16 protein-coding genes and 1 pseudogene are annotated in these 19767 nt (G+C 72.5%); 8 read left to right on the top strand and 9 right to left on the bottom strand.

The window, feature by feature from the left end:
• Positions 1-300: 300 nt before the first annotated feature.
• Positions 301-813: an ATP-binding protein gene (locus ACFO4E_RS22655; protein ID WP_378577993.1), complete on the bottom strand. Its 513-nt coding sequence runs from the start codon at positions 811-813 to the stop codon at positions 301-303.
• A gap of 358 nt (positions 814-1171) precedes the next feature.
• Between ACFO4E_RS22655 and ACFO4E_RS22650 the strand changes: the two genes are divergently transcribed.
• Positions 1172-2158 (top strand): ATP-binding protein, encoded by a 987-nt coding sequence (locus tag ACFO4E_RS22650; protein WP_378577991.1) that lies wholly within the window; start codon positions 1172-1174, stop codon positions 2156-2158.
• Between the two features lie 36 nt (positions 2159-2194).
• Here the strand turns inward: ACFO4E_RS22650 and ACFO4E_RS22645 are convergent, their stop codons facing one another.
• The 5 genes from ACFO4E_RS22645 to ACFO4E_RS22625 form a co-directional block, all read right to left on the bottom strand.
• Complete coding sequence (locus ACFO4E_RS22645) at positions 2195-4372, bottom strand: dipeptide ABC transporter ATP-binding protein (protein ID WP_378577989.1); 2178 nt, start codon at positions 4370-4372, stop codon at positions 2195-2197.
• On the bottom strand, positions 4369-5310 hold the full coding sequence (locus ACFO4E_RS22640) for an ABC transporter permease (RefSeq protein WP_378577987.1): 942 nt from the start codon (positions 5308-5310) through the stop codon (positions 4369-4371). Before ACFO4E_RS22640 ends, ACFO4E_RS22645 begins: the two co-directional genes overlap by 4 nt.
• Complete coding sequence (locus tag ACFO4E_RS22635; RefSeq protein ID WP_378577985.1) at positions 5303-6313, bottom strand: ABC transporter permease; 1011 nt, start codon at positions 6311-6313, stop codon at positions 5303-5305. The genes ACFO4E_RS22640 and ACFO4E_RS22635 overlap by 8 nt, the downstream gene beginning before the upstream one ends.
• Before the next feature lie 85 nt (positions 6314-6398).
• Positions 6399-8141, bottom strand: coding sequence for an ABC transporter family substrate-binding protein (locus ACFO4E_RS22630; protein WP_378577983.1), 1743 nt, complete (start codon positions 8139-8141; stop codon positions 6399-6401).
• A 434-nt stretch (positions 8142-8575) separates the two neighbouring features.
• Positions 8576-9808, bottom strand: a complete 1233-nt coding sequence (locus ACFO4E_RS22625) for an acetate/propionate family kinase (protein ID WP_378577981.1) — start codon at positions 9806-9808, stop codon at positions 8576-8578.
• A 138-nt stretch (positions 9809-9946) separates the two neighbouring features.
• Between ACFO4E_RS22625 and ACFO4E_RS22620 the strand changes: the two genes are divergently transcribed.
• The 6 genes from ACFO4E_RS22620 to ACFO4E_RS22595 all read left to right on the top strand — a co-directional run bounded on the left by ACFO4E_RS22620 (position 9947) and on the right by ACFO4E_RS22595 (position 16121).
• Positions 9947-11470 (top strand): aldehyde dehydrogenase family protein, encoded by a 1524-nt coding sequence (locus ACFO4E_RS22620; protein ID WP_378577979.1) that lies wholly within the window; start codon positions 9947-9949, stop codon positions 11468-11470.
• On the top strand, positions 11467-12603 hold the full coding sequence (locus ACFO4E_RS22615; RefSeq protein WP_378577977.1) for an alcohol dehydrogenase catalytic domain-containing protein: 1137 nt from the start codon (positions 11467-11469) through the stop codon (positions 12601-12603). The genes ACFO4E_RS22620 and ACFO4E_RS22615 overlap by 4 nt, the downstream gene beginning before the upstream one ends.
• A gap of 75 nt (positions 12604-12678) precedes the next feature.
• Positions 12679-13530 (top strand): alpha/beta fold hydrolase, encoded by an 852-nt coding sequence (locus tag ACFO4E_RS22610; RefSeq protein ID WP_378577975.1) that lies wholly within the window; start codon positions 12679-12681, stop codon positions 13528-13530.
• A 10-nt stretch (positions 13531-13540) separates the two neighbouring features.
• Positions 13541-14791, top strand: coding sequence for an LLM class flavin-dependent oxidoreductase (locus tag ACFO4E_RS22605; protein ID WP_378577973.1), 1251 nt, complete (start codon positions 13541-13543; stop codon positions 14789-14791).
• Positions 14792-14937: 146 nt separating this feature from the next.
• Positions 14938-15684, top strand: a complete 747-nt coding sequence (locus ACFO4E_RS22600) for a hypothetical protein (RefSeq protein WP_378577971.1) — start codon at positions 14938-14940, stop codon at positions 15682-15684.
• Positions 15681-16121 (top strand): hypothetical protein, encoded by a 441-nt coding sequence (locus ACFO4E_RS22595; protein ID WP_378577970.1) that lies wholly within the window; start codon positions 15681-15683, stop codon positions 16119-16121. The genes ACFO4E_RS22600 and ACFO4E_RS22595 overlap by 4 nt, the downstream gene beginning before the upstream one ends.
• Positions 16122-16145: 24 nt before the next feature.
• Here ACFO4E_RS22595 and ACFO4E_RS22590 read toward each other — a convergent pair whose 3' ends face one another.
• Together ACFO4E_RS22590 and ACFO4E_RS22585 are read right to left on the bottom strand one after the other, a co-directional pair.
• Positions 16146-16988, bottom strand: a complete 843-nt coding sequence (locus ACFO4E_RS22590) for a GNAT family N-acetyltransferase (RefSeq protein WP_378577968.1) — start codon at positions 16986-16988, stop codon at positions 16146-16148.
• A 147-nt stretch (positions 16989-17135) separates the two neighbouring features.
• On the bottom strand, positions 17136-18674 hold the full coding sequence (locus tag ACFO4E_RS22585) for an alpha/beta hydrolase (RefSeq protein WP_378577966.1): 1539 nt from the start codon (positions 18672-18674) through the stop codon (positions 17136-17138).
• 343 nt (positions 18675-19017) lie between these two features.
• Here ACFO4E_RS22585 and ACFO4E_RS22580 point away from each other — a divergent pair, with 343 nt between their 5' ends.
• On the top strand, positions 19018-19572 hold the full coding sequence (locus tag ACFO4E_RS22580) for a M23 family metallopeptidase (RefSeq protein ID WP_378577964.1): 555 nt from the start codon (positions 19018-19020) through the stop codon (positions 19570-19572).
• Between the two features lie 52 nt (positions 19573-19624).
• Here the strand turns inward: ACFO4E_RS22580 and ACFO4E_RS22575 are convergent.
• Positions 19625-19767, bottom strand: a pseudogene (locus tag ACFO4E_RS22575) (flavodoxin-dependent (E)-4-hydroxy-3-methylbut-2-enyl-diphosphate synthase); the annotation flags it as partial.

The raw sequence follows: 19767 nt of genomic DNA, 5'->3' as shown, positions 1-19767 counted from the left end.
GAGCGAGCCGGAGGGGCGCCGGCGGTGGCTGGACTGAGGAGGCGGGTGCGACCGAGGAACGAGGGAGCGCCCGGCGACGAGGGAAGCCGCCGCCTCAAGGGCGCCCCACAGGCTGAGCGGAAAACACCCAGCGAGCCGGAGGGGCGCCGGCGGTGGCTGGACTGAGGAGGCGGGTGCGACCGAGGAACGAGGGAGCGCCCGGCGACGAGGGAAGCCGCCGCCTCAAGGGCGCCCCACAGGCTGAGCGGAAAACACCCAGCGAGCCGGGTTGGCCGATCGGGAAACACCCGGCGGGCGGGGTCAGGGGTTCTCGGGCGGTGGGGGGACGTCGATCTCGAACCAGGCGACGTGGGTGCTGTCGGTCCAGTACTCGCCGCTGCGGGTCGTGCAGCTCTCGATGATGAGTTTCCCGCGCCCGTAGTCGCCGTTGCCCTCGCGGACGGTGTCGGGGCCCGATGTGCCGTCGGCGCGTTTCTCACCCTGGTCGGCCACTGCCACGCGGACGCGTTCGCGGCCGGAGCGGATGAACAGGGTCATCACCCCGCCGACCTGGCCCGAGCGGGAGTGCAGCAGGGCGTTGGTGGCCAGCTCGCTGGCGGCGAGCTCGGCGTCGTCGAGGGTGGCGTGGTGCGGGCACGAGCGCTCCAGGAACTCCCGCACGCGCGCGCGGATCGAGCGCACCGCGGTCAGGTTGCCGACGCAGCTCCAGACGGTGTGGTCGGTCGCGTCTTCGGCGGGCTCGCTCGCCTCGAGGTCGGGCGCGTCGAAGGGGTCGGCAGCGGCGTATTCCTGGAGTCGCTGCGAATCGCTCATCCCCGTCTCACTCCCCATCACCACCGGGCGGTAGCCGACGGCCTCACCTTAGACAACGGCGCACCATGACCAGGACAGCACACCGCACCCCGGTAGTTCTCGGATACCCCACAAAACGCGGCCATGTGTCCGATCGCGATACGACAAAGGATTACACCGGAAGCCATCGATTACCACTGTGACCTGGCCTTTCATCGGGACGGCCGGAACCGCGCCCCGGCGGCGGCCGGGTGCGGACGCGGCCCCGCGCGCCATCACCGGGCGGCCAGGACACGATCCGGTGAAAAGAGCGACACGAAGAGCGCAAGAAGAACGATAATCGTTTCCACTCAAGCCTTTCGGTCGAGAGGATCCACCGATGAAGATCGCATTCGCCGGCAAGGGCGGAAGCGGCAAGACGACGCTCTCCGCGCTGTTCACGCGCTACCTCGCCACCTCCGGGCTCCCGGTCGTGGCCATCGACGCCGACATCAACCAGAACCTCGGCGCGGCGCTCGGCGCCCCGGCCGGCGAGCTCGCGCGGCTGCCCCCGCTGGGCACGCACGTCGCCGACATCAAGGAACTGCTGCGCGGCGACAACCCCCGCATCGGGTCGGCCGCCGAGATGGTCAAGACCACCCCGCCCGGCCCCGGATCGCTGCTGCTCGCCGCCTCCGGCCCCAACCCCCTGCACGAGCGGTTCGGGCTGCGCACCCCCGACGGCGCCACCCTCATGGTCACCGGGCCGTTCGGTGCGGACGACCTGGGCGTGGCCTGCTACCACTCCAAGGTCGGCGCCGCCGAGCTGTACCTGAACCACCTGGTCGACGCCCCCGGGGAGTACGTCGTCGTCGACATGACGGCCGGTGCCGACTCGTTCGCCTCGGGCCTGTTCACCCGCTTCGACGTGACGTTCCTGGTCGCCGAGCCGACCGTGCGCGGGGTCGGCGTCTACCGCCAGTACGCCGACTACGCGCGCGATCACGGTGTCACCATCCGCGTCATCGGCAACAAAGTGCAGGACGAGTCCGACGTCGCGTTCCTGCGCGAGCACGTCGGAGACGCGCTCGCCGCCTGCTTCGGCCACTCCGCGTTCGTGCGGGCCATGGAGAAGGGCCGCCACGCCCCGCTCGAGGAGCTGGAGGGCGACAACGCCAAGACGCTCGCGTGGATGCGCGACACCGTCGACTCCACGCCGCAGGACTGGGCCCGCTTCACCCGGCAGACCGTGGAGTTCCACCTGCGCAACGCCCGCGCCTGGGCGCAGAGCGCCACCGGAGCCGATCTCGAGGCCCAGGTCGACCCCTTCTTCGTGCTCGGCCCCGAGGCGCTGGCCGAGCAGCGCCGCGCGGCGGCCGCCCGCTAGCCGCGTCCCCGGGAGGGTGCCCCTCCCGGGGACGGGTCAGACCAGGTGCAGCGCCTCGGCGTAGTGGCAGGCGGTGCGGTGGCCCTCGCCGCGGTCGGCCAGCGCCGGGACCTCCTCCACGCACCGCGTGCGCTCGCTCTCCGACAGCTCGCCCGCGAACTTCGGGCACCGGGTGCGGAACCGGCAGCCCGACGGCGGGTCGGTGGGGCTGGGCACGTCGCCGGTGATCAGGATCCGTTCCCTGGCGCGTTCCTTGGGCGGGTCGGGCAGCGGGATCGCCGAGATCAGCGCCTGGGTGTAGGGGTGGGCGGCGGCGCCGAACAGGCCGCGGGTGGTGGCGACCTCCACGATCCGGCCCAGGTACATCACGGCGACCCGGTCGGCGATGTGCCGGACCACCGACAGGTCGTGCGAGACGAACAGGTAGGACAGTCCGAACTCCTCCTGGAGGTCCTCCAGCAGGTTGACCACCCCCGCCTGGATGGACACGTCCAGGGCGGAGACCGGCTCGTCGAGGACGAGCACCTGCGGGCGCAGCGCCAGGGCGCGGGCGATGCCGATGCGCTGGCGCTGCCCGCCGGAGAACTCGTGCGGGTAGCGGCCGCCGTGTTCGGGGTCGAGTCCGACGGTGCGCAGCAGCCCGCGCACGCGGTCGCGCCCGCCGTCGGCGAACAGCCCGTGGATGCGCAGCGGTTCGGCGATGAGCTCGAAGACCGTCATGCGCGGGTCCAGCGACGCGAAGGGGTCCTGGAAGACCAGTTGCGCGTCGCGGCGGAGCCGGCGCAGGTCCGCCCGGCCCATCGCGGCGAGGTCGGTACCCCGGTGCCGGACACTGCCGGAGGTGGGCGGGATGAGCCCCAGGAGCAGCCGCGCGGTGGTGGACTTGCCGCACCCGGACTCCCCCACCAGGGCCAGGGTCTCGTGCGCGCGCAGTTCCAGGGAGACCCCGGACACCGCGTGGAGGTCGCCGATCCGGCGGCGCAGCAGGCCCTTGGAACGGACCGGGAAGTTCTTCACCAGGTCCTCGGCGACGAGCAGGGGTTCGCCGGAACCGCCTGTCAGGGGGCCCGCGCCCGCGCCGTCCGGCGCGGTCCCGGCCTCCGGCTGCGCCTCCGCGGCGGCGGCGTCCGCGGCCGGTGCGGTATCGGCGGCCGTGGGGCGGAACAGGTCGGCGGGCGAGGCGTCGCCGAGCCGTTCGCTGAAGTGGCACGCCGCGGTATGGGCCGCGGCGCCGTCCGCCGGGGCGCGCAGCGACGGGACCTCCTGCCCGCACCGGTCCTCGGCCATGGGGCAGCGGGGGGCGAACGCGCAGCCCGGCGGCGGGTGCAGCAGCGACGGCGGGCTGCCGAGGATGGGGGTGAGCCGTTCGTGGCGCGTCTCGTCCATCCGCGGCAGGCTGCCCACGAGCCCGAGGGTGTAGGGCATCCGGGGCCGGGCGAAGACCTCGTCCACCCCGCCGGTCTCGACGATCCGCCCGGCGTACATGACGGCCACCCGGTCCACGTGGCCGGCGATCACCCCGAGGTCGTGGGTGATCAGGACCAGCGCGGCGCCGGTCTCCCGGCGGGCGGCCTCCAGCGCCTCCAGTACCTGGGCCTGGACGGTCACGTCGAGTGCGGTGGTGGGCTCGTCGGCGATGATGACGTCGGGGTCGTTGGCCATGGCGATGGCGATCACGACCCGCTGCCGCATCCCGCCCGAAAGCTCGTGCGGGTAGGAGTTCACCCGCTGCTCGGGGAGGGGGATCCCGACGACCCTGAGCAGTTCCACCGCCCGTTCCCGGGCCGCGCGCTCCCCCACCGCGCGGTGGGCCCGCACGGCCTCGGCGATCTGCCGGCCCACGGTGTAGACGGGGTTCAGCGAGGTCAGCGGGTCCTGGAAGATCATCGCGATCGTGTTGCCGCGGATCCTGCTGATGCGGTCGTCGGACAGGCCGACCATCTCCTGGCCGAGGACCCGGGCCGACCCGGTGACCTCCGCGGTCCTGGGCAGCAGGCCCATGACCGCCAGGGACGTCACCGACTTGCCCGATCCGGACTCGCCCACGATGCCCAGGGCCTCGCCGCGGTGGACACGGTAGGAGACCCCGCGCACGGCGTGCAGCGGGCCGTCGTCGGTGGGGAACACGACGTCGAGCCCGTCGAGTTCCAGGACCACGTCGTCGCGTTCGGCGCCGGGTGCGGCGTCGCCGGGGCGGGGGTCGGTCGTCGTCATCGGCGCACCATCGTCTGTCGGGGGTCGAGAGCGTCGCGGAGACCGTCACCGATGAAGTTGATCGTGAGGCAGATCAGGACGATGACGATCCCGGGCGGGTAGAAGAGCCAGGGCCGGGTGAACGCGGCGGTCTGCGCGCTGCCGATCATCTGGCCGAGCGAGATGTCGGGCGGCTGGATCCCGAAGCCGATGAACGACAGCGCCGCCTCCAGCAGGACCGCGCTGGCGATGAGCAGGGTGGCGGCCACGATGATCGGCCCGGCGGCGTTGGGCAGCAGGTGGCGGAGGACGATGCGGGCGCCGGACGCCCCCGCCGCGCGGGCGGCCTCGATGAACTCCTGTTCGCGCAGCGACAGCACCACGCCGCGCACCACGCGCGAGACCGACGTCCAGGAGAACGCGGCGATGATGAGGGCCACGCTGTACCACTGGGTGCCGCCCTGCACGTTTCCGCCGACGGCGGCGACCACGACCAGCAGCGGCACCACGAGGAACACGTCGACGACACGCATCATGACGGCGTCGGCCCAGCCCCGGTAGTAGCCGGCGACCGCGCCCCACACCGCGCCGATCACGGTGCCCAGCACCGAGATCGTCAGCGCGATCTGCAACGACTGCTGGGTCCCGCGCATCAGCTGGCCCATGACGTCGTGGCCGGCGTTGGTCGTGCCGAGCGGGTGCGCCAGGCTCGGCGCGGCGTTGCTGGGGATCTCGCGGTGCACCTGGTGGTCCCAGGTCCATACGAGCGGCCCGAGGAACGCGAAGGCGGCGATGGCGATCAGCAGGAACAGGCTGACCATGGCCGGCTTGTGCCGGCGGAAGCGGCGCCGGATCAGCCGCCACTGGCCGTGTTCCGCGGCCGCGGTCCCGGGGGCCGCCGGGCCGCCGGCGGACAGGCCGCCTCCGGGGGCGCGGAGGCGCCCTTCCAGGTCACTCATAGCGGATCCTCGGGTCGAGCACGGCGTAGAGCAGGTCGGCGATGAGGTTGGCGACGATCACGATGGTGCCGCTGAGCATCAGCCAGCCCATCAGCGCGTAGGAGTCGTTGCGCCGGATCGATTCCACGAAGAAGTCGCCCAGCCCGCGCCACTGGAAGACGACCTCGATGAGGATGACGCCGTCGATGAGCCCGGCGATCGCCACCGCCGTGACGGTGGTCAGCGGGATCAGGGCGGTGCGCAGCGCGTGGCGGCGCATCACCACGCGGTTGGGCAGGCCCTTGGCGCGGGCCAGCCGGACGTAGTCGCTGTTGAGCACCTCCAGCATGGAGGTGCGCTGGTAGCGGCTCCACGCGGCGTACCCGGTGAGCATCAGCGTGATGGTGGGCAGGATGAGGTGGCCGAACCCGTCGGCGAACCGCTCCCAGGCGGGCAGGGCCGCCGCCCCGGGCGAGGCCGCGCCGATCGTGTAGAAGATGGTCGCGCCGACCTGGTCGTTGGTCCACACGCCGGCCTCCTTGATCAGCGCGCCCAGCCAGAACGTGGGCATGGCGAGCGCGAGGAAGCCGATGAAGGTCAGCGTGTAGTCGAGCTTGGAGTACTGGCGCACGGCGCTGATCACGCCGGAGATGACGGCCAGGCCCAGCGCGAGCACGACGGCGATGCCGATGAGCCGGAGGGTGATGACGAACCGCTCGGCGATGGTGGCGCCGATGTCGAAGGCGGGCCCTTCCACGGAGGGGCCGAACTCGCCGCGGAGCAGCCCGATGTCACCGTTGCCGCCGATCCCCGTGAGCCACAGCCAGTAGCGCTCGGGTGTGGAGCGGTCCAGGTAGAGCCGCTCCTCCTCGGCCGCGATGGTCTCGGGCGGGGGCGGCGGCTGCATCGCGCGCAGTTCGCCCAGCGGGTCGCCGGAGACGTCCACGAGCAGGAAGGACAGGACCGAGGCGGCCAGCAGGATCGGGATCGCCATCGCGAGCCGGCGCGCGGTGTATACGAGCATGGCGGGAGGGGTCCTTCGTCGACGCACTTGGCCTGCTGAGGGCCGGGCGGGGCGCCGTTGCGCCCCGGCCCGGCGGGGGTGGCGGTCAGTTGGCGGCCACGCCCCATTCCTCCTGGTTGTACAGCGCGCGGCGGGACTGGGAGTTGTTGTCCCGGATGTTGGTGAACTCCTGGGTCACGAAGGTGATGACCGGGGTGTCCACGATGGGCAGGACGTAGGCGTCCTCGGCGACGATGCGCGCGGCCTCGTTGACGAACCCGGCGGCCTCCTCCTGGGTGGTGGAGGTCGCGGCGTCGCGGACGAGCTCGTCGACCTCGTCGTCGGCGTAGCCGCCGAAGTTGCTGCCGCTCTCGCTGTGCCAGTACTGCTCGGGCGAGGCGCCGAACTCCGGGGTGGCGCTCCAGCCGTAGAGCATGAGGTCGTAGTCCTGTTCGGCGAGGGTCCCGCCGAGGTCGTCGGTGGTCTGGATGTCGGCCGTCACGCCGATCTCGGCGAGGTCGGCCTGGATGAGCTCGGCCTTGGTCGCGCGGGCCACGTGGCCCTCGGTGTAGCGCAGCCGCAGCGGCGGGACGGCTTCGCCGTCGCGGGTCAGGGTCTCGCCGTCGAGCTCGTAGCCCGCGTCCTCCAGGATGGCGAGCGCGGCCTCAGTGTCGCCGGAGCCCTGGCCGGTGTCGGTCAGGACGTCCTCGTGGAAGGGGCTGCCGGCGGGGAAGACGTGGTTGGTGCGCAGCTCGTAGTCCGGGAACAGCCCGCCGTAGGCGCGCTGGGCGAGGTTGTCGTTGTCGATGGCGGTGAAGATCGCCCGGCGCAGCTCGACGTCCTGGAGCCATTCGCCCTCGACGTTGGCGTCGACGTGCTCCCAGCTCCCGCCGGAGCCGATCCCGGTGCGCACGGTCCCCAGGTCCTGGAGCTGGGTGATGACGTCCTCGTTCCAGGTCTCGGGCGAGGAGCCGTCGATCTCGCCGTTGGCCAGGGCCGGGATCCAGGAGCCCTCGTCGGTGATGAACCGGATCGTGATCCGGTCCAGGTTGGCCGGGTCGCCGTAGTACTCCTCGTTGCGGACCTTGACCACCTGGTTCTCCAGGTCGCCCTCTTCGATGATGAAGGGGCCGCCGGACCAGTCGGGGACGGTCTCGTTGAACCACTCGGCGGATTCGAGCATGCCCTCGGGGGTGTCGAGGTCGAAGCCCTCCTCCTCGGCCCGGTGGGCGGGGAAGAGTCCGTCCTCGAAGGCGACGAACCACTCGGGCGAGGCGACGCCCTCGTCCATGGTGATGACCACGGTGGAGTCGTCGTCCCCGGGCTCGACACTGGCGATGAGGGATTCGGGGTTGGTGTCGCGCGAGCGGCAGATGTCGGCGCAGAGCTCTTCGTCGTTGCTGTTCATCCGCCACGCCCAGCGGAAGTCCTCGATCCCGATGGGGGTGCCGTCGTTCCAGGTGGCCTCGGGGTTGAGGCGGTACTCCCAGGTCATCGGGTCCTCACTGAGGAGCTCGGGCTCCTCCGTGAGCAGGTCGGTGTTCCACTCCCAGTCGCCGGAGGGAGCCCACTGGCCGACGGAGGCATAGATGCCGGTGGTCGCCTGGAGGCCGTAGACGGAGCCGCCTTCGGGCTGGTAGTGGTTCCAGCCGCCGAAGGGCTGGCTGACCACCCAGGTGATCTCGCCGCCCTGTTCGACCTCACCGCTGTTGCAGCCGTTCGGGTCGTCTACGCAGTCCTCGAAACCGGTGGCGGCGGCCCCGCCGTCGTCGTCGCCGCCGCCCGAACACGCGGTCAGCACCAGGAGCGCCGCGGCCGCAGCGGCGGCCGGACCTTTTCCGAATCGCATGGATCTCGCTTCCGATCTGCCCTGCCGGTGGGGGAACCGTTCAACGCCGGCCCGAGCCGGACTTGATGCAATAGAAGACCATTGTCCGAATATGTCTGACTAGACCCATCCCACAATTCGAGACGGATCCGCAACCGTTCGGGTTCCCGATGTGACGGCATTCCCAGGCGGCTCCCAGGAAGCCCCGGGATCCCTACGGGGAGGGGCACCGGCACCCGAATACGGCGAATATATTTCCGCGGGGTAAACCCGTCGAATCGCGCCCGATCGCGGCGACCGGGGCATGGAGGTGCTTCCTTCCCGGAAAGCAAGATCACCAATCATCGTGTTATGGCGGCCTTCACGAGAAACGCGGAGTTTGTCCGGCTAACTTCGATCGACTGACCGAATGGGCGTTTCCGCGGAGGTCGGGGCGGCCGGCCGCGGGCCCCGTTTCAGGAGCGCTCTATCACCGTCAGCGACTGCTCGGCGATCTCCAGCTCCTCGTCGGTGGGCAGGACCAGGACCGGCGTCGCCGCGCCCTCGTGCGAGATGACCCGCTCCCCGCCGCCGGGCGCCTCGTTGCGGCCCGGGTCCACACCCAGCCCCAGGACCTCCAGACCGGCCAGCGCCCCCGCGCGGGTGCGGGCGTCGTTCTCCCCCACCCCGGCGGTGAACACCACCGCGTCCACCCGGCCGAGCACCGCGGTATAGGCGCCGATGTACTTGCGCAGGCGGTGCTGGTAGACCTCCACCGCCAGCAGCGCCCTCGGATCGCCGCGGTCGGCCGAGCGCCGCACCTCGCGCATGTCGTTCGCACCGGCCAGGGCCTTCATCCCGCTGTCGCGGTTGAGCGCCGCCTCGACCTCCTCGGCCGACAGCCCGGCGGCGCGGCCGAGATAGGCCGTCAGCGACGGGTCCACGTCGCCGCTGCGCGTCCCCATGACCAGGCCCTCCAGCGGGGTCAGCCCCATGGAGGTATCGACGCTGCGCCCGGCCGAGACCGCCGTCGCGGTGGCGCCGTTGCCCAGGTGCAGCACGATCACGGCCGCGTCGTCGCGCCCGAGCCACGACGCCGTCCGGCGCACGACATAGGCGTGCGAGATCCCGTGGAAGCCGTAGCGGCGCACCCCGTGCCGCGAGCGCCACGCCTCGGGCACCGCGTAGGTGGCGGCGGCGGGCGGCAGCCCCACGTGGAAGGCGGTGTCGAACACGGCCACCTGCGGCACGTCCGGGAACGCCGCGATCGCCGTGCGGATGCCCTGGACGTTGGCCGGGTTGTGGAGGGGCGCGAGCGGCGCCAGCTCCTCGATCGCCGCGAGCACGCCGTCGTCGACGGGCGTGGGCCCGTCGAAGTGCTCGCCGCCGTGCACGACCCGGTGGCCGATCGCCGACAGGCCGGCCTGCGCGAGGTCGGGGCCGGTGTCGCCGAACGCGTCGAGGACGGCCCGCAGGGCGGCCTCGTGGTCGGCGTAGCGCTGGCAGCGCTGGTAGCGGCCGGCGCCGGGCACGCGGTGGGACAGCACCCCGCGCCGCTCGCCGATCCGGTCCACGACACCCGACGCCGCCGACGACACCCGCGGCCCCGACGCCGCGGGCAGGCCGACGCCCTTCGCCGCGCCGCCCATCTCCAGCAGCCGGTACTTGAGGGAGGAGGACCCGCTGTTGAGGACCAGCACCCTGTCCACGCGCCGGCCCTCCCTTCCCGCACGCCGGCGAACGCCGCGCCGGCCGTGGGACGCGGCTACCCCGGAGGGCTCGGGGTTACACGCCCCGCCCGGAACCCGCCCCTATACCAAGCAAATGCTTGGTGTTAATTTGGCGCCATGACCGCAGCGGACCCCCACATCGCGGAATTCCACAACCACATCGACGGCGAAGCCCGCCCGGCCCGCGGCGGCGGGCTGCTCGACAGCGTGGACCCCTCCACCGGCCGGGTCTGGGCACGGGTCCCCGACTCCGGGGCCGCCGATGTCGACGACGCCGTCGCCGCCGCGCGCGCCGCCTTCCCCGCCTGGCGGTCGACCCCGCCTGCGCGCCGCGCCGACCTGTTGCGCGCCTGGTCCGCCGCCGTCCTCGCCCACGCCGACGACCTCGCCGCGATCGAGAGCCGCGACAACGGACGGGTGCTGAAGGAGACCCGCGGGGGCGACGTGCCCGGCGGCGCGCTGAACATCCGCTACAACGCCGAACTCGCCGACAAGGTCACCGGCGACACCGTCCACCTGGGCGGCGCCACCGTCGCCTCCACCCGGTACGAGCCCTTCGGCGTCGTCGGCGTCATCATCCCCTGGAACGCCCCGCTCGCCATGTTCTTCGCGAAGGTCTCCGGCGCCCTCGCGGCCGGCAACACCGTCGTGGTCAAGCCCGCGGAGCAGGCGTGCTGCTCGGTCCTGGCCGCCTGCGGGCTGCTCGCGGAGGCCGGCCTGCCGCCCGGCGCGGTCAACGTCGTCTCGGGCACCGGGCCCGTTGCCGGCGAAGCGCTGGTGGACCACCCCGGGGTCGCCCGGCTGCACTTCACGGGCTCCACCGCCACCGGGCGGCGGGTCACCCGCCACGCCGCCGCCGGACTCAAGAACGTCTCCCTCGAACTGGGCGGGAAATCCCCCAACATCGTCTTCGACGACGCCGACCTCGACGCCGCGACCGCCGGCGTCGCGGGCGGGATCTTCACCGGCGGCGCCGGGCAGGCGTGCGTCGCCGGGTCGCGCGTGCTCATCCAGGAGGGCGTCTTCGAGGAGTTCACCCGGCGGCTGCGCGCGCACGCCGCCGCCTTGCGCGTCGGCGACCCGCGGGACCCGTCCACCGACATGGGGCCGCTCGCCTTCGCCGGCCAGTACGACAAGGTGCGCGCGTATCTGGAACTGGGGCCGCGCGAAGGGGCCGAGATCCTGTTCGGCGGGCGCACCGGCCGCGAGGTGGTCGGCGCCGACCCCGCGCTGGCCGGGGGCTACTGGGTCGAGCCCACGCTGATGGCGGCCACCGACAACCGGCTGCGCGTCTGCCAGGAGGAGATCTTCGGCCCGGTGGCGGTCGCACTGCCCTTCCGCACCGAGGACGAGGCCTACGCCATCGCCAACGACACCGTCTACGGCCTGGCCGGGGGCGCCTGGACGCGCAGCCTGGACCGGGCGCACCGCGCCGTCGCGGCCATCGACGCCGGAACGGTGTGGATCAACACCTACCGGCGCATCCACTGGGCGGTGCCGTTCGGGGGGCGCAAGCACAGCGGCGACCGCCCCTCCAACGGCGCCGAGGGCCTGCGCGAGTGGCTGACCCTCAAAGCGGCCTGGATCGAGGTGGGGGCGCCGCCCGCTCCCCCGCGTCCCACGGAAGGAGGGGCCGGATGAGGACCCGCGCCGCCGTACTGGAGGAGTTCGGCACCCCGCTGCGCGTCCGCGAGGTGGAGATCGCCGCCCCCGGCCCCGGAGAGGTCCGGGTGCGGATCGCGGCGGCGGGCATCTGCGGCTCCGATCTCAAGGCCGTGGCCGGCACCAGCCCCGTTGTCACGCGGCTCCCGGTGGTCTGCGGGCACGAGAGCGCCGGGACGGTGGAGTCGGTGGGAGCGGGCGTCGAGCGCGTCTCCCCCGGCGACCGGGTGGTGATCGCGATGAACCGGCCCTGCGGCGCCTGCCGGATGTGCGGCCGCGGCGACGCCCACCTGTGCACGGATCCCGCGCGGCTCCGGGCGATCGCCGGCCTGATGCCCGACGGCGGCACGCGGCTCACGGCCGGCGGCACTCCGCTGCGCCCGTATCTGGGGATCGGGGCCTTCGCCGACCATGCGGTCGTCGGCGAACGGGCGCTCGTCCCCCTGCCGCCGGACATCCCGCTCGATGCCGCGGCGCTGCTGAGCTGCGCCGTGGTCACCGGGGTCGGGGCGGTGCTGAACACCGCCCGGGTGCGGCCCGGAGCCACCGTGCTGGTGGCCGGCTGCGGCGGGGTGGGGCTGGCCATCGTGCAGGGGGCGGTGCTGGCGGGCGCGGCGCGCGTCATCGCCGCCGATGTCGCGGAGGCCAAGCTCGCCGCCGCCGCGCGCTTCGGGGCGACCGACACCGTCGTCTCCGGCCCGGACCTCGCCGAGCGCGTGCGCGCGCTGGCCGCGGGCGGCGTCGACGACGCCTTCGACGCCACGGGGGTACCCGGGGTCCTCGCCGCCGCGTTCGAGGCCACCCGGCCCGGCGGCACCACGGTGCTGGTGGGCAGCCCGCCCCCCGGCGCCGCGGCATCGGTCCCGGCCGCAGCGCTGTTCGCGTCGCGCCGGCTGATGGGCTGCCAGGGCGGCGACGCCGCGCCGGCGCACGACCTGCCGCGCCTGGCCGACCTGTACCGGGCGGGCCTGCTCGATGTCGACGGGCTCATCAGCGAGCGGATCCCGCTGGAGTCGGTCAACGAGGGGATCGCGCGGGTGCGCGAGGGCGCGGTGGCCCGCAGCGTCGTCGTCCTCGACCCGATGAACGCGAGACGACCAAGCGATTGCTAGGTGACCGTCCGGGCGTTACCGTGAGACGGAACAGAAACTGAAACACGTTCTGTTTTCAGTCCGGAGAGGAGCGCCGTGCCCTTCGCCGACCTGCCCGGGGTCCGGATGTTCTACTCCGACGACGGCCCCGCCGCCGCCCCGCGGCCCCTGCTGCTGGTGCACGGGTGGGGCGCCGACTCCCACGAATGGGTGCAGCACCTTCCCGGACTCGCCGCGGGCAACCGGATCCTGGCGCCCGACCTGCGCGGCCACGGCTACTCCGGCGTCCCCGACCAGGGCAACACACCCCGTGCGATGGCCGCCGACCTCGCCGCCCTGCTGGACCGCGCCCGCACCGGCCCCGTAGCGGCGGTCGGCCACTCGATGGGCGGGCAGGTGGTCGGGCACCTCGCACTGGAGCGCCCCGACCTGGTCGGCGCCGTCGTCACCGTCGACCCCGCCTACGGGTACGGCCGCGGCCTGGCGCCCGCCTTCACCCGCATGGCCGAGGAGCTGCGCGGCCCCGATCCGATCGCCGCCGCGCTCGCCCTGGACGCCTGGGACTACACCGACGACACGCCGCCCTGGATCCGCGCCTGGCACACCCGCCGGCTGCTCGCCGCGCGCCCGCACGTCCTCGCGGAGTCCTTCGCCGCCATGTTCGCCGAGCCCGGGGCCGTGGGGGTGCGCCCCGCCTCCGACGCGTTCGTCGGCCGCCGCCGCCAGCCGACCCTGTCCTTCTGGTCCGACGCCGGCCGGGCCGACTGGGAGCGCGCCGTTCTCGCCCACCCCCGCTCCCGGTCCGTCCACCGGCCCGGAACGGGCCACCGGCTGCACGAGGAGCACCCCGGCGACTTCGTGCGCGACCTCCTGCACTGGCTCGGCGCTCCGGCGCCGGGGCCCGCCACGGCGGGGCCGGAGCGGCCCCGCCCCGCCCCCGACCTTTGAGGTGACCGACGTGAAGTTCGCCATCTTCATGAACCCGCAGATCCCGGGGTCCGGCTTCGCCGCCGAGGACAACGCCGTGGCCCGCCGGCCGATCGGGCGCGACGTGGAGTCCTACCAGAAGCTGCTGCACGAGGTCCGCGAGATCGCGGTGCACGCCGACCGGATCGGCTTCGACGCCCTCATGCTGACCGAGCACCACTTCCACTCCGAGGGGTTCGAGTCCTCCGTCAACCCCCTCATGGTCCTCACCGATCTCGCCGCCCGCACCGAGCGCATCCTGCTGGCCCCCCTCGGCTTGGTACTGCCGGCCTGGGACCCCATCCGAGCCGCCGAGGACGTCGCCCTGCTCGACCACTTCTGCCGCGGCCGGCTGCGGCTGGGCGTCGCCCGCGGCTACCAGGCGCGCTGGGCCAACGTCCTGGGCCAGCGCTGGCGGTCCCAGGCCGCCCGCAGCGACGGCTCCGCCTCCGACGACCGCAACTTCGACGTCTTCGGCGAGCTCCTGAAGATCATGAAACTGGCCTGGACCGAGGAGTCGCTGCGCTACCGCAGCGACGTCTTGGACTACGAGGTCCCTTCGCCCTACAGCGGGATCGAGGGCTGGCCCGCCCGGGACTGGACCGCGACGTTCGGCGCACCGGGCGAGCTCGACGGGGAGGGCCGGATCCGGCGGGTGTCCGTGGTGCCGCGCCCTTACCAGGACCCCTACCCCGAGCTGTGGCAGCCGTTCACGATCAGCGACCGGTCGGTGCGGCGCGCGGCCCGCGAGGACATCGTGCCGTGGATGTTCACGCCCATCCCCGGGGAGCACCGCAAGAAGGCGGAGCTCTACCGCGCCGAGGCCGCCGCCCACGGGCGCGACTACCGGCTCGGCGAGCACACCGGCATCCTGAAGATCGTCGGCATGGCCGAGACGCGCGAGCAGGCGATCGCCACCTACGGCAGCAAGATGCAGAAGGACTTCGCCTCGTTCTTCGGCCCGTTCGGGTACCTGGAGGTGCTGCGGACCCGCGAGGACGACTCCGCGGTCCCCATCAGCCCGCAGAAGGGCGACTACCGCCGGATGGCGGAGGTGCAGATGGCGCTCATCGGCGGCCCCGACGACGTCAAGCGCGGCATCGAGGCCATGCTCACCGAGATCCCCGACCTGGAGTGGTTCGGCCTGTTCATGCAGGGCCAGCAGGGCGTGCTCCCCCTCGACACCGTCAAGCGCAACCTGGAGATGTTCGCCCGGGAAGTGATTCCCGAGTTCCGCGACTGACCCGCTCCGACCTCGAAGGACAGGACCCCTGCGGGGTCCTGTCCTTTCGTGTGTCCGGGAGTGGCCGAACATCCCATGTGAAATCGGTGGGTACTGCGGCATAATCAACGATCCGGAAGATCGTGGCATATTAGAGAAAGCAGCGCATGGAGCTAGCACGCATCATTGTGGGTCTCATCGCCGCGGTCCTGCTCCCTTATTCGATTCCCGCGTTGCGCACAAGGACGCCCTTAGCACTCTCCGCGACCGTCCTCTACGCCGGTTACGCTCTGCTACCGGTCATCTTTTCCTGGGTGTCGGTCGTCGTGATTCCGATATGCGCGGGGTCGGCCTGGGTACTAACGCGCGTGGCGCTCCTCGACGAGGACATGCAGGGCGCACCGAGAATCTTCGTCTCGCGGCGTGTGCTGAAGTTCACACTCGCCCCCATAGGGCTTGCCGGCCTGGCGACCGGGGCAGCGGTGGCGTTATACGCGATGCCGGAGATGCTGGACGCGACTCGTGAGCTTATCCTTGATGACAGGGTGATGATCCTGGCCTCGGGCTTCCTCATCGCCACCTTCATCGGGGGAGAGGTGGTCACACATATGCTGCGCCCCTTCTCCGCCGAGCTGAGAAAAGCCGAAGCGGACGAAATGGCTCCGCTCAAGGGGGCCGGCACGGTCATCGGCTGGCTGGAGCGCTCGCTCACCTACATCTTCATTGTCGCGGGCCGGGCCGAAGCGGTCGCGGTCGTCGTCGCGATTAAGGCGCTGGCGCGTTTCCCCGAGCTTCAGAGCAACCAGAAGCGCTTTGCCGAATACTTCCTCATCGGCACGATGACCAGCATTGGAATATCACTCTTGTCGGCCGCCGTCGTGCGTGTCGTATTAGGAGAAGGGGCATTAGGTTGACTCAGCAGATCACCATTCACCAGCACCCCTATTTCGTCGCCCTGCGCGGTCTCGAACTCCCCGTGGACGACTTCATCATCGCGGGCAGCGGCCCCCTCCTGGCACACGGCATCCGCACCGAGGTCTCCGACATCGACGTCGTCACGCGCGGGCCCGCCTGGGACATCGTCCGCACCATGGGCGAGGTCCAGGACGCCCCCTGGGAGGACGTGCAGCGCGTCCTGCTCATGGGCGGGCGGATGGAGGTCCTCAACGGCTGGTTCCCCTCGATGTGGGACGTCGACGAGTTCATCTCCTCCCGCGAGTTCTACCTCGGCCTGCCCTTCGCCCCGCTCGACCGGGTCCTGCGCTGGAAGCGGCGGCTGGGCCGGGCCAAGGACCTCGCCGACATCGACGCCACCCTCCACTACCTCACCCGCGTGCCCTTCGCGAGCTGACCCGCCCCCGCCCGGCCGGGGGGATCAGAAGAGGACCGACCGCACCGCGCCGACCTCGCGGAACCCCACCCGGCGGTAGGCGGCCCGCGCCGGGGCGTTGTAGTCGTTGACGTAGAGCGTGACCCTCGGCGCGATGTCGGCCAGCGCGGCGCGCACGACCGCGGCCATGCCCCCGATCGAATGGCCGCTGCCGCGCAGGTCGGGGTGGACCCATACGCCCTGCACCTGGCAGGCGTAGGGGGTCACCGCGCCGATCTCGGCCTTGAAGACCACCCGGCCGTCCTCGATCCGGGCGAACGCCCGGCCGGTGCGCACGAGCTCCTCGACCCGGGCGCGGTAGAGGGACCCGCCGTCGCCCGAGTCGGGCGGCACGCCCACCTCCTCGGTGAACATCGCCACGCAGGCGGGCACCAGGATCCCGAGTTCGCTCACCCGCACCCGGCGCACCAGCGGATCGGCCTCCACCAACGGAGGTTCCGAGAGCTCCAGCACCGGCTGGTGGGCGCGGATCGCCCGGGCGGGCCCCCACGTCGGGCCCAGCCGGTCCCACAGGCCGCCGACGGCATCGACCGGGCCGACAATGGACGAGCAGCGGCGGCCCTGCCACCGGGCGTGCTCGGCGAACTGCCGGATGGCCGCCGGGCCGGCGTTGATGGGCACCAAATTGGCCCCGGAGTAGCACAGGGCCGTGAGCGTGCCCCGTTCGCTGTAGCCCCACACCTCGGCGCCCAGCCGGCCGGAGTCGAGCCCGGCCCCGCGCAGCCGGGAGCTGACGAAGACGTTGCCCACGGGGTCGGTGTCGAGCAGGGCGTGAACGGCATCGCGGTCGCGCTCGCCGAGCACCCGCAGCGACGAGGTCCGCAGCACCCGCATCACCTCATCCGCCTAGGAACCGCCCGCCCGGACCCCGGGACCGGACCACCGCCACGGGTCCGGGGCGCGGCGTGCGGCCCCGGGCCGTGAACAGTCAGGATCGTGCCTTTCAAGACTAATCGACCATCCGAACGTGCCTCATCACCGCTCCGCCCGCCGGTCGGGCTCGGGTTCGGGTGCGGGCTCGGGGGCGGCGGCGCAGGTCGCGTCGGCGCCGCCGGCGGCGGTGCGCTCCGGCGGCAGCGTGCCGTCGCGCAGGTAGGCCGCGAGCGCGGTGTCCACGCAGGCGTTTCCGCCGAGGGCGACGCCGTGGGTCCCTCCGCCGTCCTCGATCAGCAGCCGGCCGGCCGGGAACCGCTCGCGCATCGCATAGGCGCCGTCGACGGGGGTGGGGCCGTCGCCGGTCGCCTGGATCAGCAGGGCGCTCTCGACCGCCGAGCCGTCGACCTCCACCCACGGGCGGGAGGGCGCGGGCCAGGTCGCGCAGGGCGCGTTGTACCAGATGTTGTTCCAGGCGACGAAGGGGGCCTCGCGGTGCAGGCGCTCCGCGGCGGTGTGCCACGTGGACCAGTCGCGCGGCCACGGGGCGTCGGTGCACTGCGTGCCGAGGTAGGCGCCGAAGCCGCCGTCGCTGTCCGCGTCCTCCCCGTACGCCTGGTACACCCGGAGCAGCGCGTCCGGGTCGTCGCCGGTGACGTAGCCGGAGAGCGCTCGCGCCAGCTGCGGCCAGGCCGCCTGCGCGTAGGTCGCCACAAGGTAGGCGGTCTCGAACTCGGTCGGCCCGACGGTGCCGGACAGCGGCCGCTCCCGCAGGGCGTCGCGCGCTGCGTAGTAGCGACCGGCGACCTCGCCGCCGGTCGCGCCCAGGCCGTAGGCGTCGTCGTGGCGGGCGATCCAGTCGAAGAAGCGCCGGGCCGCGGCGTCGACCGCCCGCGTCTGCTCCAGGTTGCTCTCGTACCACGGGCGGCCGGGGTGCACGATGCTGTCGAGGACGAGGCGGCGCACCCGGTCGGGGTGGAACGTGGCGTAGACGGCGCCCAGGTAGCTGCCGTAGGAGTAGCCGAGGTAGTCGATCCGCTCGACGCCCAGCGCGGCGCGCAGGAGCTCCAGGTCGGCCGCCGAATCGGCGGTCGTGAGGTGGTTCAGCAGCGCGCCGGTGTTCGCGCCGCAGGACGCGGCGTATTCGGCGGCCCGGCGGACCAGGTCCCCTTCCTCCGCCCGGGAGCGCGGGACGGTGTCGGGGCGGACCGGGGAGAAGTAGGCGGGGTCGCAGGCGACGGCGGGGGTGCTCGCCCCCGTTCCCCGCGGATCGAAGCCCACGACGTCGTAGCCCTCGCGCAGGTCGCCGGGGAGCGCGGCGGCGGTCGGCGCGGCCCAGGCGCGGCCCGGGCTGCCGGGTCCCCCGGGGTTGACCAGCAGCGTGCCCCGGCGCTCCCCGGTGGCCGGGGCCCGGGACAGGGCGATGTCGGCGGTCCCCGCCGCGGCGCCCGCCGCGTGGTCCAGCGGCACCCGCAGGGTGGCGCATTCGAGCACGCCGCCCTCCGCGGGGTCGAGGTCGGTGCACTCCTGCCAGTCCAGTGCGGCGGGTGCGGTCGCCGCGGCGGGGGCCGGCACCGCCACCATCGAGGCCAGGAACGCCCCGGCGCCGACCGCCGCGAGGCCCTTGCGTCGTCGTCGCACCGTCCCGCCTTCCGCTCGGCCACCCCCTGCATTCTCTCCGCCACCGGGCGTTGAGCACGGAAGCGACACGGAGTGCGACTCAGGGTGATCGCGATCGGCGGATACGGCCGGGATACAGCCCGGCTGACCCAGCGTGGCCGCCAACGGGTCGGGGAAAATGAATTGCGTTCACCTGGAACGCGGACGTAGGAAACCACCGCGCCTGGTCACCCTCGCCGGCGCCCCCTGCCGCCCCGCTTCCGGAACCCGCGCACCGAGCGTATTTGGGTCTTCACGCACCCGATCCGGCGTGCCATCGTGTTCCCGCCCCCGTCCCCCGCACAGGGAGGAAGTGGAACAGCCCATGCGTCTTTCCGGGTTCACCATCAGATCCGCGGCACGCCGCCTCGGCGTGGTCATTGCCTCCGCGGCCTTGCTCACGACGGCCTTCAACGCCACCGCGGGAGCGGACCAGCAGGCGCTGGCCGCGATCAACCTGCGTACCCCGTTCGACTGCGGTCAGACGTGGAACGCCAACACCCGCACCAACCACAACCCGCAGCTGTCGGTGGACTTCCAGCGCAGCAGCGCCAACAACCAGCGGGTGCGCTCCAGCGCGTCGGGCACCGTCACAACGGTGCGCGACCTGGGCAACACCAGCTACGGCAAGTACATCATCGTCAGCCACGGCAGCGGGATCACCACGCTGTACGCGCACCTGAACTCGTTCAACGTGTCGGTGGGCCAGTCGGTCAGCACCGGCACGGTGATCGGCCGCGTGGGCAGCACCGGCGGGTCGACCGGCCCGCACCTGCACTACGAGCAGCGCACCAACGGCACCCCCGTGCGCGTGGTGCTCAACGGGGTCAGCGTCCGCTACTACGGGAACACCTCGATCACCAGCAGCACCGGCTGCTAGCACAACGGCTTGCGGGCGCGCCGCCGACGGCGGCGCGCCCGCACGGACGTGTTCAGGCGCCGACCGACACCGAGGGGGTGCCTGAGGCGGTGCCGTCGTCCTTCATGCCCTCGGCGATGCGCATGGCCTCTTCGATCAGGGTCTCGACGATCTTGGACTCCGGCACGGTCTTGATCACCTCGCCCTTGACGAAGA

Source organism: Nocardiopsis mangrovi (genome assembly GCF_042653925.1).
GTDB lineage: Bacteria > Actinomycetota > Actinomycetes > Streptosporangiales > Streptosporangiaceae > Nocardiopsis_B > Nocardiopsis_B mangrovi.
Note: the sequence above shows the minus strand (reverse complement) of the source record. Positions and strands in the feature narration are given on the sequence as shown.

Excerpts from the sequence above, each read along its gene's own strand:
- ACFO4E_RS22645 (WP_378577989.1), bottom strand. The coding sequence starts at position 4,372 with ATGACGACGACCGACCCCCGCCCCGGCGACGCCGCACCCGGCGCCGAA.
- ACFO4E_RS22620 (WP_378577979.1), top strand. The coding sequence starts at position 9,947 with ATGACCGCAGCGGACCCCCACATCGCGGAATTCCACAACCACATCGAC.
- ACFO4E_RS22655 (WP_378577993.1), bottom strand. The coding sequence starts at position 813 with ATGAGCGATTCGCAGCGACTCCAGGAATACGCCGCTGCCGACCCCTTC.
- ACFO4E_RS22635 (WP_378577985.1), bottom strand. The coding sequence starts at position 6,313 with ATGCTCGTATACACCGCGCGCCGGCTCGCGATGGCGATCCCGATCCTG.
- ACFO4E_RS22580 (WP_378577964.1), top strand. The coding sequence starts at position 19,018 with ATGCGTCTTTCCGGGTTCACCATCAGATCCGCGGCACGCCGCCTCGGC.
- ACFO4E_RS22630 (WP_378577983.1), bottom strand. The coding sequence starts at position 8,141 with ATGCGATTCGGAAAAGGTCCGGCCGCCGCTGCGGCCGCGGCGCTCCTG.
- ACFO4E_RS22650 (WP_378577991.1), top strand. The coding sequence starts at position 1,172 with ATGAAGATCGCATTCGCCGGCAAGGGCGGAAGCGGCAAGACGACGCTC.
- ACFO4E_RS22615 (WP_378577977.1), top strand. The coding sequence starts at position 11,467 with ATGAGGACCCGCGCCGCCGTACTGGAGGAGTTCGGCACCCCGCTGCGC.
- ACFO4E_RS22640 (WP_378577987.1), bottom strand. The coding sequence starts at position 5,310 with ATGAGTGACCTGGAAGGGCGCCTCCGCGCCCCCGGAGGCGGCCTGTCC.
- ACFO4E_RS22600 (WP_378577971.1), top strand. The coding sequence starts at position 14,938 with ATGGAGCTAGCACGCATCATTGTGGGTCTCATCGCCGCGGTCCTGCTC.